This is a genomic window from Mesorhizobium sangaii, from assembly GCF_014207355.1.
Taxonomy (GTDB): Bacteria; Pseudomonadota; Alphaproteobacteria; order Rhizobiales; family Rhizobiaceae; genus Mesorhizobium; species Mesorhizobium sangaii.
This window is the reverse complement of sequence record NZ_JACHEF010000001.1, coordinates 555635-569927: the sequence shown is the minus strand read 5'-3', so window position 1 is coordinate 569927 and position 14293 is coordinate 555635. Positions and strand designations below refer to the sequence as shown.

At 63.1% G+C, this 14293-nt stretch carries 17 protein-coding genes and 2 tRNA genes; 10 read left to right on the top strand and 9 right to left on the bottom strand.

The window, feature by feature from the left end:
• Nucleotides 1-4: 4 nt before the first annotated feature.
• Genes HNQ71_RS02935 through purM form a run of 3 tightly spaced genes read right to left on the bottom strand, consistent with a single transcriptional unit; the run spans nt 5 to nt 2349 of the window.
• On the bottom strand, nt 5-514 hold the full coding sequence (locus HNQ71_RS02935; RefSeq protein ID WP_184871095.1) for a SixA phosphatase family protein: 510 nt from the start codon (nt 512-514) through the stop codon (nt 5-7).
• 15 nt (nt 515-529) lie between these two features.
• A complete protein-coding gene (gene purN, locus HNQ71_RS02930) occupies nt 530-1243 on the bottom strand; it encodes a phosphoribosylglycinamide formyltransferase (protein ID WP_184871094.1) in 714 nt (237 codons plus the stop codon).
• The gene (gene purM / locus HNQ71_RS02925; RefSeq protein ID WP_281391353.1) at nt 1240-2349 is read right to left on the bottom strand and encodes a phosphoribosylformylglycinamidine cyclo-ligase; all 1110 of its coding nucleotides are present in this window, start codon (nt 2347-2349) and stop codon (nt 1240-1242) included. The genes purN and purM overlap by 4 nt, the downstream gene beginning before the upstream one ends.
• Nucleotides 2350-2563: 214 nt before the next feature.
• On the opposite strand from purM, the gene HNQ71_RS02920 reads away from it, so the two are divergent.
• From HNQ71_RS02920 to hdaA, 3 genes are read left to right on the top strand one after another with little or no spacing between them, the layout of a single operon-like run.
• The gene (locus tag HNQ71_RS02920) at nt 2564-3121 is read left to right on the top strand and encodes a CDP-alcohol phosphatidyltransferase family protein (protein WP_184872217.1); all 558 of its coding nucleotides are present in this window, start codon (nt 2564-2566) and stop codon (nt 3119-3121) included.
• Complete coding sequence (locus HNQ71_RS02915) at nt 3093-4298, top strand: AI-2E family transporter (protein WP_184871093.1); 1206 nt, start codon at nt 3093-3095, stop codon at nt 4296-4298. The genes HNQ71_RS02920 and HNQ71_RS02915 overlap by 29 nt, the downstream gene beginning before the upstream one ends.
• A gap of 46 nt (nt 4299-4344) precedes the next feature.
• A complete protein-coding gene (gene hdaA, locus HNQ71_RS02910; protein ID WP_184871092.1) occupies nt 4345-5049 on the top strand; it encodes a DnaA regulatory inactivator HdaA in 705 nt (234 codons plus the stop codon).
• Nucleotides 5050-5142: 93 nt separating this feature from the next.
• On the opposite strand, the gene HNQ71_RS02905 is transcribed toward hdaA, so the two are convergent.
• A tRNA-Pro gene (locus tag HNQ71_RS02905) sits at nt 5143-5219 on the bottom strand.
• 123 nt (nt 5220-5342) lie between these two features.
• On the opposite strand from HNQ71_RS02905, the gene HNQ71_RS02900 reads away from it, so the two are divergent.
• From HNQ71_RS02900 to HNQ71_RS02875, 6 genes are all read left to right on the top strand, one after another.
• Complete coding sequence (locus HNQ71_RS02900; RefSeq protein ID WP_095086744.1) at nt 5343-5648, top strand: ETC complex I subunit; 306 nt, start codon at nt 5343-5345, stop codon at nt 5646-5648.
• Between the two features lie 46 nt (nt 5649-5694).
• Nucleotides 5695-5771, top strand: a tRNA-Arg gene (locus HNQ71_RS02895).
• A 273-nt stretch (nt 5772-6044) separates the two neighbouring features.
• Nucleotides 6045-6269 (top strand): hypothetical protein, encoded by a 225-nt coding sequence (locus tag HNQ71_RS02890; protein ID WP_095086203.1) that lies wholly within the window; start codon nt 6045-6047, stop codon nt 6267-6269.
• A gap of 184 nt (nt 6270-6453) precedes the next feature.
• Entirely contained in the window at nt 6454-7236 is a 783-nt protein-coding gene (locus HNQ71_RS02885) for a GGDEF domain-containing protein (protein ID WP_184871091.1), read from the top strand.
• Nucleotides 7237-7429: 193 nt separating this feature from the next.
• Nucleotides 7430-8443 carry a glycosyltransferase family 4 protein gene (locus tag HNQ71_RS02880; RefSeq protein WP_246461166.1) on the top strand — a complete coding sequence of 338 codons (1014 nt, stop codon included), beginning with the start codon at nt 7430-7432 and terminating at the stop codon, nt 8441-8443.
• Between the two features lie 92 nt (nt 8444-8535).
• Complete coding sequence (locus HNQ71_RS02875) at nt 8536-9762, top strand: anion transporter (RefSeq protein ID WP_184871090.1); 1227 nt, start codon at nt 8536-8538, stop codon at nt 9760-9762.
• Nucleotides 9763-9857: 95 nt separating this feature from the next.
• Here the strand turns inward: HNQ71_RS02875 and HNQ71_RS02870 are convergent, their stop codons facing one another.
• On the bottom strand, nt 9858-10445 hold the full coding sequence (locus tag HNQ71_RS02870) for a TetR/AcrR family transcriptional regulator (protein ID WP_184871089.1): 588 nt from the start codon (nt 10443-10445) through the stop codon (nt 9858-9860).
• A gap of 87 nt (nt 10446-10532) precedes the next feature.
• Between HNQ71_RS02870 and HNQ71_RS02865 the strand changes: the two genes are divergently transcribed.
• Nucleotides 10533-11429 carry a crotonase/enoyl-CoA hydratase family protein gene (locus tag HNQ71_RS02865; RefSeq protein WP_184871088.1) on the top strand — a complete coding sequence of 299 codons (897 nt, stop codon included), beginning with the start codon at nt 10533-10535 and terminating at the stop codon, nt 11427-11429.
• Here HNQ71_RS02865 and HNQ71_RS02860 read toward each other — a convergent pair.
• From HNQ71_RS02860 to HNQ71_RS02845, 4 genes are all read right to left on the bottom strand, one after another.
• Nucleotides 11375-11683, bottom strand: a complete 309-nt coding sequence (locus tag HNQ71_RS02860; RefSeq protein ID WP_184871087.1) for a cupredoxin domain-containing protein — start codon at nt 11681-11683, stop codon at nt 11375-11377. The genes HNQ71_RS02865 and HNQ71_RS02860 overlap by 55 nt on opposite strands.
• 11 nt (nt 11684-11694) lie before the next feature.
• Nucleotides 11695-12219, bottom strand: a complete 525-nt coding sequence (locus tag HNQ71_RS02855; protein ID WP_184871086.1) for a DUF4142 domain-containing protein — start codon at nt 12217-12219, stop codon at nt 11695-11697.
• Nucleotides 12220-12323: 104 nt separating this feature from the next.
• The gene (locus tag HNQ71_RS02850; protein ID WP_184871085.1) at nt 12324-12998 is read right to left on the bottom strand and encodes an RNA polymerase sigma factor; all 675 of its coding nucleotides are present in this window, start codon (nt 12996-12998) and stop codon (nt 12324-12326) included.
• A gap of 102 nt (nt 12999-13100) precedes the next feature.
• Entirely contained in the window at nt 13101-14186 is a 1086-nt protein-coding gene (locus tag HNQ71_RS02845; RefSeq protein WP_184871084.1) for an HPP family protein, read from the bottom strand.
• Nucleotides 14187-14293: the final 107 nt, after the last annotated feature.

Genomic DNA, 14293 nt, shown 5'->3' with positions numbered 1-14293 from the left:
CACCCTAGCCTAAATCCCTCGGCCGCAGAGTATGCGTCAGTCGGGCCGAGGACAGGCCGGACCACTCTCCCTCGAAGACGAAGCGCGCAAGGGCTGCAGTCGGAAACTTTTCCTCGAGCCTCTTGCGCTCCTTGGCCTCCGACTCCGGCGAGGCAAGCTGGTTCGCCAGATCGTCCAGGCCCGGATTGTGGCCAACCACCAGCAAGCTGTCGCTCGAAGCGTCGGCCTGCCGCAGCTGGCTCAGAATATCCGCTGCCGAAGCATCGTAGAGTGCATCGGTGAATGCGACCCGGGGGTGCGCAGGCAGCTCCGCCGCCACCAGCCGCCAGGTGTCGCGGGTTCGCAGCGCCGTCGATACCAGCGCCAAGTCAGGCAGCCAGGCGCGCGCCGCAAGCTCGCGTCCCATCAGCACGGCGGCCTTCAAACCGCGCCCGGCGAGCGGCCGGTCGAAATCAGCGAGCTTAGGGTCTTCCCAGCTCGATTTGGCGTGGCGAAGCAGGAGAAGCTGTTTCATCCCCATCTACCCGGCTTAGGGGGTTATCCGCGCCAAATGCTCGAGGTCGGCTTCCTCGCGCAGCGGGTCGGGCGCCATCACCACCGAGGTGGCGTTGTCGGCATCGTCGGCAAAGTGGGCAAGCACGGTACGGCCGGCAGCCATGCGCGCCTTGCCTTCGGCGACCAGCCCCAGCGCCAGCGGATAGAGCTGGTGCTCGGCCTTCAGCACACGGGCAGCCAAGGTATCCGCATTGTCGCCGACCATCACCGGCACGGCAGCCTGCGCGATGATCGGGCCGTCATCCATCTCGGGCGTGACGAAGTGCACCGTGCAGCCGTGGATGCGGATGCCGGCAGCCAGCGCGCGCGCATGGGTGTCGAGCCCCTTGAACGCCGGCAGCAGGGCAGGGTGGATGTTGATCATGCGGCCCTGCCATTTCTGCACGAAGCCGGGAGTAAGGATGCGCATATAGCCGGCCAGCGCCACGATCTCGGCATTGAATGCTGCAAGTGCCGCATCGATCGCCGCGTCGTGCGCCTGCTTGCTGCCATGGCCGGCGCGGGAAATAACCTGTGTGGCGATGCCGCGCGCCTTGGCGACACCGAGGCCGGCGGCGTCGGCCTTGTCGGAAATGACGCCGACGATCTCGGCAGGAAAAGCCGGGTCGCTGGCTGCCGCGATCAGCGCGGTCATGTTGGAGCCGCGTCCCGAGATCAGGACAACAGTGCGTTTCCTCTGCGCGCTCATAGGCCGATCGAGCCCCGGTAGATGACGCCGGCATCGCGGCGCGGCACGATGCGGCCGATCGGCGTCACCGTCTCGCCGGCTTCCTGCAAGACGGCGGCGACCTGCGCCGCCTGGCCGGAGGCGACCGCCAAAATCATGCCGATGCCGCAATTGAAGGTGCGCATCATTTCTTCCGGCGCAACACCGCCGGTCTTGGCCAGCCACGAGAACACCGCGGGGACGTCGATCGCCTCGAGGTCGAGCTCGGCCGAAAAATCCTTGGGCAGCACGCGCGGAATGTTCTCAGGAAAGCCGCCGCCGGTGATGTGGGCCAGCGCCTTGATGCCATGCGTGCCGCGTATGGCCTTGAGGATCGACTTGACGTAGATGCGGGTCGGCTCGAGCAGCGCCTCGGCCAACGTCGCCTCGTCGTTGAACGGCGCCGGATCGCTCCAGGCGAGCCCGCTGGCGGCGACGATGCGGCGCACCAGCGAAAATCCGTTCGAATGCAGGCCCGAGGAGGCGAGCCCAAGCAGCACGTCGCCCTCGACGATGTCGTCGGTGGGCAGCAGTTGCCCGCGTTCGGCCGCGCCCACCGCAAAGCCGGCTAGGTCGTAGTCATTGCCGTGATACATGCCTGGCATTTCCGCCGTCTCGCCGCCGATCAGCGCACAGCCGGCCTGCCGGCAACCCTCGGCAATGCCGCCGACGATCGCGACACCCTGGTCGGGATCGAGCTTGCCAGTGGCGAAATAGTCGAGGAAAAACAGCGGTTCGGCACCTTGCACGACGAGGTCGTTGACGCACATGGCGACGAGATCGATGCCGATCGTATCGTGCTTGCCGGCATCGATGGCGATCTTGAGCTTGGTGCCGACGCCGTCATTGGCGGCGACCAGAACCGGATCGGTGAAGCCGGCAGCCTTGAGGTCGAACAGGCCACCAAAGCCGCCAATCTCGCCGTCGGCGCCCGGCCTGCGCGTGGCGCGCACCAGCGGCTTGATCTTCTCGACCATGAGATTGCCGGCATCGATATCGACGCCAGCCTCGGCATAGGTGAGCCCGTTCTTGCGCTTGCCCGTTTTGGGCTGGCCCATTTTGGGCTGGCTTGTGTCGCGCTTGCTCATCGCAATTTTCCTGCTCGTTTGCGGGCTCTTCGCATGAACGGTTTCGGTCCGCAAGGATAACGGACGGAATGCCGGAGTTTTGCCCCCTGATAAAAGCGTGGGGGGCGGCGCCAAAAATGCCAGTCTTCCGCTCGTGGAGAGATCGGCAGCTTCTCCCTTGCGTCCACCCTGCGTCTCCATCATGTATCAGCCAGCAAACCCGACAGGCACGCATTTGACCATCCCGAACCTGATCACCATCCTGCGCCTGGTTCTGGTGCCAGCGGTGGTGCTGGCGATGCTGCAGGCGCGCTGGGACTGGGCCTTTGCCGGTTTCCTCATTGCCGGCATTTCGGACGGCGTCGACGGCTTCATCGCCCGCCGTTTCAACCAGCAGTCCAGGCTCGGCGCCTATCTCGACCCTATGGCCGATAAGCTGCTGGTGGTTTCGGTCTTCATCGTCATGGGTTTCATCGGGCAATTGCCGCTGTGGCTGGTCGTCACTGTGGTGTCGCGCGACGCGCTGATCGTCTGCGCCGTTGTGTTGTCGTCCGTCATGGCCCATCCAGTCGAGATGAAGCCGCTTTTCGTGTCGAAGGCCAACACCGCCATCCAGATCGTGCTGGCGGCGGTTGTGCTGGGCGAACTCGCCCTTGCCGTTCACCTCGACCCGCTGCGGCCAGCCCTCATATTGCTGTCCGGGGTCTTGACCGTGGCTTCGGCCGGGGCCTATCTCGTGGCTTGGCTGAGGCATATGAGCGGCTATGGCGAAGGCTCCAATCCGGACATCTGAGAGAGAAGCGGCGGTTGAGAGAGAAGCGGCGGTGATCGAGGCTGCGGCTGCCGATCTCGCCGCATCCTCCACCTTCCGCCGGCAGATATTCTTCTGGCTGGCCGGCGCAGCCGTGCTCGCGCTTTTTCTCTATGTCTTCAGTGCCATCCTGTTGCCCTTTGTTGCGGGCATGGTGCTTGCCTATTTCCTCGATCCGGTCGCCGACCGGCTGCAGCGGCTTAGCCTGTCCCGCTTCATGGCGACGGTGGTCATCCTCATCACCTTCCTCATCGTGCTGGTGCTGGCCTTCGTCATCCTCATTCCCGTGCTGGCGACGCAGATGGCCGATTTCGCCGGCAAATTGCCGGAATATCTGACCCGGCTGCAAAGCCTGATCACGTCGTATGATCCGAAATGGCTGGAACAGAAATTCGGCGTCAACGCCAATAGCTTGCGCGACGGGCTGAATTCGCTGCTGACCTCCGGCTTCGGCCTGCTCACCACGGTCTTCACCTCGATCTGGAGTTCCGGCGTGGCGCTGGTCTCGGTGGTCAGCCTGTTCGTGGTGACGCCGGTGGTTGCCTTCTACATGCTGCTCGACTGGGACCGCATGGTTGCGGTCATCGATAGCTGGGTGCCGCGCGACAATGTCGCGACGGTGCGCGCCATCGCCAAGGACATCAACACCGCAACGGCCGGCTTCGTGCGTGGCCAAGGCACGCTGTGCCTGGTGCTGGGGGCAATGTACGCCACCGGGCTGACGCTGACCGGGCTGAATTTCGGCATCCTGATCGGCCTGTTCGCCGGACTGATCTCCTTCATCCCCTATGTCGGCTCGCTCACCGGACTGGTGCTGGCCGTCGGCGTCGCCTTCGTCCAGTTCTGGCCGGACTGGGCGATGATCGTCGCCGTCGCGGTGGTGTTTTTCATCGGCCAGTTCATCGAGGGTAACATCCTGCAACCACGGCTGGTCGGCAAGAGCGTCGGCCTGCATCCGGTGTGGCTGATGTTCTCGTTGTTTGCCTTCGGCGCGCTGTTCGGCTTCGTCGGCCTGCTGATTGCCGTGCCGGCTTCGGCGGCAGTTGCCGTGCTGGTGCGCTTTGCCATCGCCCGCTATCTCGAATCGCCGCTCTACAAGGGCCATGGCAGCACGGCGCCGGAGCTCCCGGCCGATCGGCGCAAGGCCATCAAGCCATGATCCGGCCGGTGACCAGGTTCCTTGCCGGGCCCATGGCTGAGCCCGTATGAGCGACCAGAAAGCCGACCCGCCGCGCCAGTTGCCGCTCGATCTCGGCCACGGCACCGGCTATTCGCGCGACGACCTCGTCGTCTCCGGCACCAATGCGCAAGCGGTGGCTTTGGTCGACCGCTGGCCGGACTGGCCCTCGCCGGTGGTGGTGCTGGCCGGGCCCGCCGGCTCCGGCAAGACGCATCTGGCCTCGATCTGGCGTGCGCGCGCCAACGCGGTGGCGGTCGACGCCAGGCGTATCGGTGACACCATCGCCAATCTCGGCGCCCGGCCCGCAGTGATCGACGATGTCGATACCGGGGCGGTGGACGAGCAAGGCCTGTTCCATCTGATCAATGCGGTGCGTGGTGCCGGCTCGACGCTGTTGTTGACGGCGCGCCGCTTTCCATCGGCCTGGGGTGTTGCGCTGCCTGATCTGGCCTCGCGGCTGAAGGCGGCGGCGACGGTCGAGATCCATGAGCCCGACGACGTCCTGCTCGCCGGCGTCATCACCAAGCTGTTCGCCGACCGCCAGGTCGAGGTCGAGCCGCATGTCGTGCAGTATCTGGTCCGCCGCATCGAGCGCTCGCTGGCGACCGCGATGCGTGTGGTGGAACGGCTGGACCGCACAGCGCTCGAGCGCAAGACACCGATCACGCGGGCATTGGCGGCCGAAACCGTCAGCGCCATGGACGAGGGGCAGGGCGAGTTCGAGATTTAGGATTTCTCAGCAGGACAAGGCCCGTAGCCGGAATCGGCGCAACGTGCCCATACAGTCGCGCAAGTGGCGCCAACATTGCATTGTCTAAGGGGATGGTCGGAGTGGAGAGATTCGAACTCCCGACCCTCTGGTCCCAAACCAGATGCGCTACCAGGCTGCGCTACACTCCGAACGGTCTGTTGCCTATTCATTTCGGTGTTGCATGGCAAGTGCAAAAACCTTGCCGTGTTGCGCATTGCGCAGTAATGACGACGCAGGGTGGCGATGCTGCCTTGCACAATAACGAGGTGGCCATGTCCGCGCGCATTTTCAGCCCAGCCAAAACCGCGATGCAGTCCGGCAAGGCCAAGACCGGCCATTGGGTGCTGGAATTCGACCCCGAGATGCGCAAAAAGATCGACCCCTTGATGGGCTACACCACGTCGGGAGACATGAGGAGCCAGATCAGGCTCACCTTCGATACGAGGGAAGAGGCGGTGGCCTACGCCGAAAAGGAAGGGTTCGCCTTCCGCGTCGAGGAGCCGAAAGAGACCAAGCGCCGCCAGATTTCCTATGCGGAGAATTTCCGCTATGACCGCAGGACGCCCTGGACGCATTGACCGGCGGCCAGCGTCAAGTATTCAGCCGGCCCGGCGGCCGGCCAGCGGTCCCGTAGCTCAGCTGGATAGAGCACCGGCCTTCTAAGCCGATGGTCACAGGTTCGAATCCTGTCGGGATCGCCAATAATTTCAAAAGTTTGTACCGGGTAGCCTGCTCAGGGCCGCTGGATCTGCCATCTCGCGACTGCCAGCGCCACCACCTTGTGCAACAGGGAGTTGAGCCTGGGCTCTGCGCAGCGATCCGGAATTATTTCGTGATATTGCGGGGTTGGAACCTTAGCGCCCACCACGCGTTCGGGGCCTTGTATTCGCGGTGTCTCATAAAAAAGGCAATGTGCGGGCCCACGAATGGGGTGGGGTAAAAGAAGCGCGGGTTGGGGGAGGAGAAGCCAGGTTATGTCGAAACGTGAAATTGGAACGTCCCCTGCGTTGGGGCGGCGTATCGCTGAACTCAAGGCCAGAATGCAGGATGCCGAAATTTCCGACCATGAGATGAAAACGTTTCACAAGGTCGCCGCCATCATGGGGGCAGGCGACGGCTCCCTACGACTGGATGCCGACGACTTGATCGCGGCATCGTTCGTTGCCGAGGCGCTGGGTGGACCCGCGCCCAACCGCTGACATTCAGGATTCCTGGATCAACCCGAAGTCCAGCAACGCGACGGTTTTCACCGCGGGAGCGAGCACGGCTGCCGTCGGTGGCCGTTGCGTTGTCGTGTCTGCCGATATCGAATTGGAAGGAAAGTCTTATCAATTTGTTTGTGTTGGTGCGTCATAGTAGTGGCGGCTAACGGAGTGGAACGCGATGAGGATCGATCTGTCGCCGACGAGCTGGGGCAGGGTGATCGCTGTCACGGCAGCCGGCACTGCATTCTTCATCGCCGTGGCGTTCTTCGTCGATTCCTTCAATTTCCCCTATCTTTCACCTGAGGCACTTTGGCGGGCGCAACTAACTGATCTGATGTTGCCTTTGGTGCTCGGCGGCTCATTTCTGTTTTTCCTGATGTGGAAGATCCGCCAGCTGGCCATCGCCCAGCGCGATCTCAGCATCGTTGCCGCGACCGACAGCCTGACGGCAGTGCTGAACCGCGGCGCCTTCTCGATGCTGGTCGAAGCCTATCTCGAGCAGACCCGCAAACAGGAGCAGGTTCATTCGGGGGCACTGCTGATCATCGACGCCGACCATTTCAAGTCGATCAACGACCGGCACGGACATGACTGCGGAGATCAGGCGCTCAAGCTGATCGCGCAGGCGATTAAAGGGCAACTGCGCGGCGGCGACATCGTTGGCCGTATCGGCGGCGAAGAGTTCGGCGTGTTCCTGCCCGGCGTCGATCCCTCGCATTCATGGGTGGTTGCCGAAAGCATTCGCCGGCGCATCCGTGAGATGGACTTCTCTCCGGGCGGGCGGCCATGCCCATTGTCCGTCAGCATTGGCGGCACAAGCTTTTCCGGGCCGACCACTTTCGAAGAGATTTTCGTGGCGGCCGACAGGCGGCTTTACGCGGCCAAATCGAACGGACGCGATCAAGTCAGCTTTGATCCGACAGGGGCCTCTCTGGTGCCCAGCAGCGCCATCGTGCATTGACAATGGTCGTCGCAAACTAGAACCGTCGCGTTCCTGTCACGGTTGGGCACGAAACCTCGGGCACAGCACCCTGATTTGAGTAAACTGTCGCGCTGACAGTGCTTTCGCTTTGCTGACATCGCGCTAAAAAACGTTACTGCTTTCCTGAGTTCACCAAGCGTCCGGACCGGGGGTCCAGTCACGGCCTTTCTCAATGCCGGCGAACGAATGGCGGGACGGTTCAGGCAAGATCAGCGCGGCAACTATGATTCATCTGTTCAATGGTTTTAAGAACCCCTTTGGCGGCAGTGACCTCGAAACCCTGGAACTGTACCGGCTGTTGAGCGCTGACTCCGAGGTGCGTCTGTGGGCAACGTCCTCCAGGGTGTCCGGCGACCTGATGCGGCAATTTCCGATTCGCCGCATCTCGCTGCCAAAGTCGAATGTGCCGGACGGCGGTACCTACGTCTTCCTCGGCACGCATTGGCGCAACAAAATATGGCCCTACCTGATTCCGCGGCCGCGCCGGCTGATCTATGTCTTCAATACCTTTCACCCGAAAGTCATCGCGCTGACGACGCGCATGCCCCGTATGCTCAACTGGCCCGACGCCGAACTGGTGCTGATTTCCGATTTTCAAAAACGCATGCTGCGGGTCGATGGCGTCGTGCATCCGTCGCCGATCGATATCGAACGTTTTTCACCAAAACCGGCCAAGCCCGGTCGTCCGTTCACGCTGGGACGATTGAGCCGCGACACCCCTGACAAACATCATGCGGACGATGTGCCGCTCTACGAAGGATTGCTGGCGGGCGGCGTCGCGCTGCGGATCCAGGGCGGGATGCTGCTCAAGGACAAGCTCAAACCGCATCCGCAACTCGAACTGCTTCCGCAAGGCCGGTTTGCGGCCGAAGAGTTCCTGCAGACGCTCGACGTGTTCTACTACCGTACCGGCTCGCATGTGGAAACGTTCGGCCGGGTGGTGTTCGAAGCGATGTCCTGTGGTTTGCCTGTGGTCTGCCATTCGCATGGTGGCTATGCCGACCATATCAGGCATGGCCAAAATGGCTTTCTGTTCGAGACGACGCAACAAGCGCGGCAGATCCTGACCGACCTCAAAGCCGATCCGGAGCTGCGGGCGACAGTGGGTCGCGAGGCGCGGCGGACAGTTGAGCAGCTGTTTTCTTCGCAGGCACTTCGACGGCGGCTGGATTTCTATCTGCATTAGCGGCACATCGTCCCCCGGGCTTTGCGGACACCCTCGGCATCACGCTAAAGCTGGGCAGCGGCGCGCCACAGACTGAGCAGGACTTTTTACCGATGATATTGATGGGCGCGGCGGCACTGCTGATCCTGATCCTGACTTACGCCGGTGTCGCCATTGGCCGTGTCCCGGGCCTGCGCCTCGACCGGGCAGGGATCGCGCTGCTCGGCGGGGCCGCGATGATCGCCGTCGGCGCGGTCAGCATGGAGGATGCCTACCGCGCGATCAATTTCGACACCATCACGCTGCTGCTCGGCATGATGATCGTGGTAGCGCATCTGAAGGTGTCCGGTGCCTTTCGCGGTCTTGGCGCCGTCGCCATCGAGCATGCGCACGCGCCTTTCATGCTCCTGGTCATGGTGACGCTGCTGACCGGCGTGCTGTCTGCCTTCCTGGTCAACGATGCCATCTGCCTCGTCATGGCGCCGATCGTCGTCCACGTCACCCGCGTCATCAAGCGAAACCCCATCCCCTATCTGATCGCCACCGCCACCGCGTCGAATTGCGGCAGCGTCGCCACCATCACCGGCAATCCGCAAAACATGGTGATCGGCGCGCTGTCGGGCATTTCCTATCCTGCCTTTTCGGCAGCCCTTGCTCCGGTCGCTCTGTTTGGCCTGGTCGCGGTCATTGTCATCATCCGCATCGTCTACCGGGCAGAATTCGCCCGCACGGCCCAATTGACCCCAGAAGTCTCGCGTGGCCGCGTGCACAAGGGACAGGTGCTGAAGGCGGTCGTGGTCTGCATCGGATTGGCCATCGCCTTCTTCGCCGGCGTGCCCGTCGCCAAGGCGGCACTCATCGGCGGTGCCATCCTCTTGCTCACCCGTGCCATCAAACCGGAACGCATCTACAGCGAGATCGACGGGCCGCTGCTGTTCATGTTCGCCGGTCTGTTCGTGGTCGTTGCCGGCGCGGAAAAGACGCTGCTGACGCCAGACATGATCGCCTCGGCAAAGAACCTTGGGCTGGACGATGTCTGGCGCCTGTCCGGCTTCACCGCGGTACTCTCCAACATCATGAGCAATGTCCCGGCCGTGCTGGCGCTGCGGCCCTTCATACCCGGCCTCGAAAACCCCGAACGTGCCTGGCTGGTGGTGGCCATGAGCTCGACGCTGGCCGGCAATTTCACGCTGCTCGGCTCGGTCGCCAACCTGATTGTCGCCGAGCAGGCAAGGACCGCCGGCACGCAGCTGTCGTTCGGCGCCTTCTTCAAGGTCGGCTTGCCGCTGACGTTGATAACGCTGGTGGTCGGCACGGCATGGCTGGCGTTTGGATTCTAATGCAGGACGCCCAAAAGTGGCCTCGGTTTTGGGAGGGCGACATGCATGAAAAGACCTGAAGCGTGTTGCCTGAATCCGTCCAAGCGCGACGCGCTTTAGACCTGGTCGCCTGCAATTCGGGCCCGGACAAGCGTCGCCGCGGCGCGGCCGGCTGCCTCGACGTAATCGGGGTTGCGGTGGATCAGCATGATCGAAAAGGAGCCGTCTATCAGCAGCACGATCTCGCGTGCCAGCGCTTGCGGCTCCTCGACGCCGCAGTCGGACAACTCGCCAGCCAGCCATGTTTCAAAATTTGACTTGTGTCGCGACCCGACCTTGATCGCCGGATGTCCTGGCATCGAGGCGAGTTCCGCGGCCGTGCGCAGGAAGCCGCATCCTTTCCATTTGGGATGGTGAGCGGCCTTTGCCAGATTGGTGAAGATCGCCTCGACCTTGCGATCCACTCCGCCTTCGGCGGCATCGAACCAACCGGCCATCCGCTTCAGATTGGGTTGGTCGCGGCCATCGAGATAGGCGGCGATCAGGTCGTCCTTGCTCTTGAAGTGGTAATAGAGCGTCCGCTTGGTGAGCCCGGCTTCCTCGGCAACGGCATCGACACTGACCCTGCCAATGCCTTCAGCGTAAAACAGTCTTGTCGCGGCATCGACAATACGTTTGCGGGTAGGACTTTGCGCTTCAGGCATCAGCCTATGTATACCGACTAGTGAATATACACAAGCGGCAAAGGGCGTAACCTTCCAGCCCATGAGCATACTGGGGAAGGAAGCCAAATGACCGATCTTGTCCATAACGAAACCCGGGATGGGATTGCCATCCTCACCCTCAACCGGCCGGAGAAACTCAACGCGTTGAACTATGCCTTGATCGACCGCCTGCTCGCGGTCCTCGACGACATCGAAGTCGATGCCGGCGTTCGGGCGGTCATTCTTACCGGAGCAGGGGAGCGGGCGTTTTCGGCGGGTGGCGATATCCACGAATTCTCGGCCAGTGTGGCGCTTGGCGTCGACGTCGCGATGCGTGACTTTGTCATGCGCGGGCAGCGGCTGACCGCAAGGCTGGAAGCATTCCGCAAACCCGTCATCGCCGCCGTCAATGGCATTGCCTTTGGTGGCGGCTGCGAAATCACCGAGGCCGTGCCGCTGGCCATCGCCAGCGAACGCGCCCTGTTCGCCAAGCCGGAAATCAATCTTGCGATGCCGCCGACCTTTGGCGGAACGCAGCGCCTGCCCAGGCTTGCCGGGCGCAAGCGGGCGCTCGAACTGCTTTTGACCGGCGATTGGTTTCCGCCGCAGCGCGCCCTCGAACTTGGCCTCGTCAACCAGGTGGTGCCGCATGGCGATTTGATGCCGGCCGCAATTGGCCTCGCCAAGCGTATCCTGCGGCACTCCGATCTGGCGATCGCGGGCATCCTCACAGCGGTGGCGCGCGGCCTAAACCAGAGTATCGCGGAAGGCCTGCTGGTCGAAGCCGAGCAGTTTGCCCGCATGGCTCCGACCGCCGACCTGCGCGAAGGGCTGGATGCCTGGCTGACGCGCCGCGCGCCGCGCCATGACGGCTCATGGACGCATATCGCGCGGCCTGACGAGGCCAGGCGGGCCTCGTTGGCGCTGGATCAGGGCGCCACCACCAAACGGCCTTTCATGTTGGGGTGGAAACGGCAGAAATAATCGACCGTCTCTGCCTTCTGCAGGGTGAGGCTCGCGGACTTTTTCGGCGGGATCATCACCTCCCAGCCGCCCTTGACGGTGGCCGTGTGGGCGAACACGTCCTTGTTCACCCACTCGATCGTGTCACCGGCCTTGGCCTCGACACTGGCTGGCGAGAACACCAGTTTGTCGATGGTGACCTGGATGGTTTCAGCCTGCGCCGGAACGATGCCGATTGCCAGCGTCAGCGCGATCCACAGATGGCGTTTCGACATGCTGGCTGTCCTTACTTCAGCATGCCGGCGACATGTTCGGCATGCTGCTCATGGCCCTGGAAGATCTTCAGACCGGTCTCCAGCAGGCTCTTCAGCTCGGCATTGCTGGCCGACGGGATGAGCAGCGTTTCGAGAGCGCCGTTGACCTGCTTGTGGTAGGCGACCTCGTTGTCGACATAGGCCTTGTCGAAGGCAGCACCCTCGAGCTTGGCAAGCTTGGCCCTTTCATCGGCGGCTGCCTTGCTCAGCGCCTGGCTGGTAGCGTTGTCTTCCGGCGTCACCTTCAGCTTCTTGACCAGGTCGAGCGCCTGCAAGTTCACGGCTTCGTGGTCGCGCACCATGTCGTTGGCGAAATCCACGACGTCCTTGTTCTTCGATTTCCCGATCGCCAGCTTGGCGGCTTCAACGTCGATGACCCCGGCCGTGTAGGCGATGTGGGCGATCTGTGGGTCGGTCGGCTTGTCGGCCGCTTGGGCGAACGGGGCAGTGCCAAGCAGCAGCATGGCGGCCAGGGTAGCGGTGTGTCGGATAAGCATGGCATCTCCTTCGCCGGACGCAGGACACGCGCCGGACTGTGTTTCTTGGTTGACGGTCATTGGATGCCGGGCGGCGGCAAACGTTCCCAACGAATCGGCGAAAGTCAGCTTTCTAGGCCGAGCCGCCGCATCACGGCGTTGGTCAGCCTTTCGCAACGTCGGCCGGCGAAGGGGAACGCATCGAGCAGCACCGGCCCGATCTGGTCGTCCAGCGCCTTGCGCACCAGGGCGCGGGCGCGGTGCAGCCTCGTCTTGACGGTTTGTGGCCGCACGCCGAGAAGATCGGCGGTCTCTTCGATGCTCAGCCCCTCGATCACCCGCGCCACGAACACCGTGCGGTAGACATCGGGAAGGCTGTCGGTGGCCTGTTCGACCAGCTGGAGGATTTGCCGTTGCGCCATCGTCCGTTCCGGATCGTCGCTGGGGTTGAGGGGGAACCGGATGATCTCGGCTTGTGGATTTTCCGGCATTGCCACCGTTCTGCGCCTTTTGCGCAGGCGGCCGAGCGCCTCGTTGATGACGATGCGCGACAGCCATGTGGCGAGCGAGGAATCGCCGCGAAACGCATCGAGATGGGCGAAGGCCCTGACATAGGCCTCCTGCACGATGTCCTCGGCCTCGCTGTCGTTGCGCACCACGCCGCGGGCGATGCGATAGAGCCGCTGGTTGTGCGTCTTGATGATGGTGCGGAAAGCGTCGCCCTCGCGCGCCAAGGCGCGGCGCACGAGTTGCATCTCGCCCGAAGCGACAGAAGGCACGGCCGTCAAGACAGCAGGCATGACCAGTTCCTCAACCCAATCCCGGACAGCAACCCGATTGAGAGATTGGATGGCATTGCCGGCAAAAGGTTCCCGGCCATTTTTCGTGGGGTCCGGCGGTGGCTATCGTACCGCTTCCGGCGAGGACTTGTCAGCAGCCTGCAGACGCGCCGTGGCCCCCAGCAGATCGGTCTGTGTGATCAGCCCGAGAATGCGCTTGTCGTCGTCGACGACGATGACCGCATGGCTGCGGCCGTCGGTGAGTACGGGCAGCAGACCCATGGCGGCGAAATCGGCGGCGGCTGTCGCTGCCGGCGATATCACGGATCCGACCGTTCCCGAGGCCAACGCCAGTTCCCGCAATCCCACGGTGCCCGCCAGCCTTGCCTCTGCGTTGACGACCGGCAAGGTACGGATGTTGTGGTCGAGCAGCAAATGGCGCGCTGCCTCGGTGGACGTGTGTTCGTCGACCGAGATCACATCGCGCGACATGATATCCTCACACAGCAGGCCCTTCTGCGCGCGCACCAGAGCCTGCAATTCGACTTGCCGCAGCAGCCGGTCGAGATCGTTGCGATCGATATCGAACGTCTCGTCGAGCGCGCCAAGCGCGGCATCGATATCCTCAGGCTGGAACCCGACGCGCAGCTGCGCCGGCGGATCGACGGTGCCATGGCTGTTCGTCGGGGGAATCGGCACGTGCGGGTAGTTGCGACGGGCCAGCTTGTGGAAGCCGTAGCCGAGCGCCACCAGCAGCAGCGAGTTCAATGCCACGGGCACGAATGGAAACAGGAAGCCGGCGCTGATGACGGCAGGCCCTCCCAACACCGCGGTCAGGGCGGCCGCTCCACCCGGCGGATGCAGGCAGCGCGTGAACGACATGGCGGCGATGGCAAGCGCCACGGCGATGCCGGTGGCAAGGGCGGGTTCGTGGATGAAATGCGCCACGATCACGCCGACCAGGGCCGATATCGTGTTGCCGCCGATGATCGACCATGGCTGCGCCAACGGGCTGGCCGGCACCGCGAACAGGAGCACGGCCGAGGCTCCCATCGGCGCCACCAGCAGCGGCACGTGCGGGCCGTTGCCGAGCACCAGGCCGCCGATCGCGCCGGTCAGTGCAATGCCGATCGTCGCCCCGATGCAGGCGATGATGCGCTCGCGCAGCGTCGCGCCGGCAAGAATCGGAACAAAAAGGCGAAAGGCCATGGGAGTCGGAAAACTCTGCCGGTATTCCAGAGGAAAGTTGAAACTGATGATCGCACCGCAATGACGCGGCATCGTCGAAGTTGAAAGCCAAATTGATCCGCGAAGAG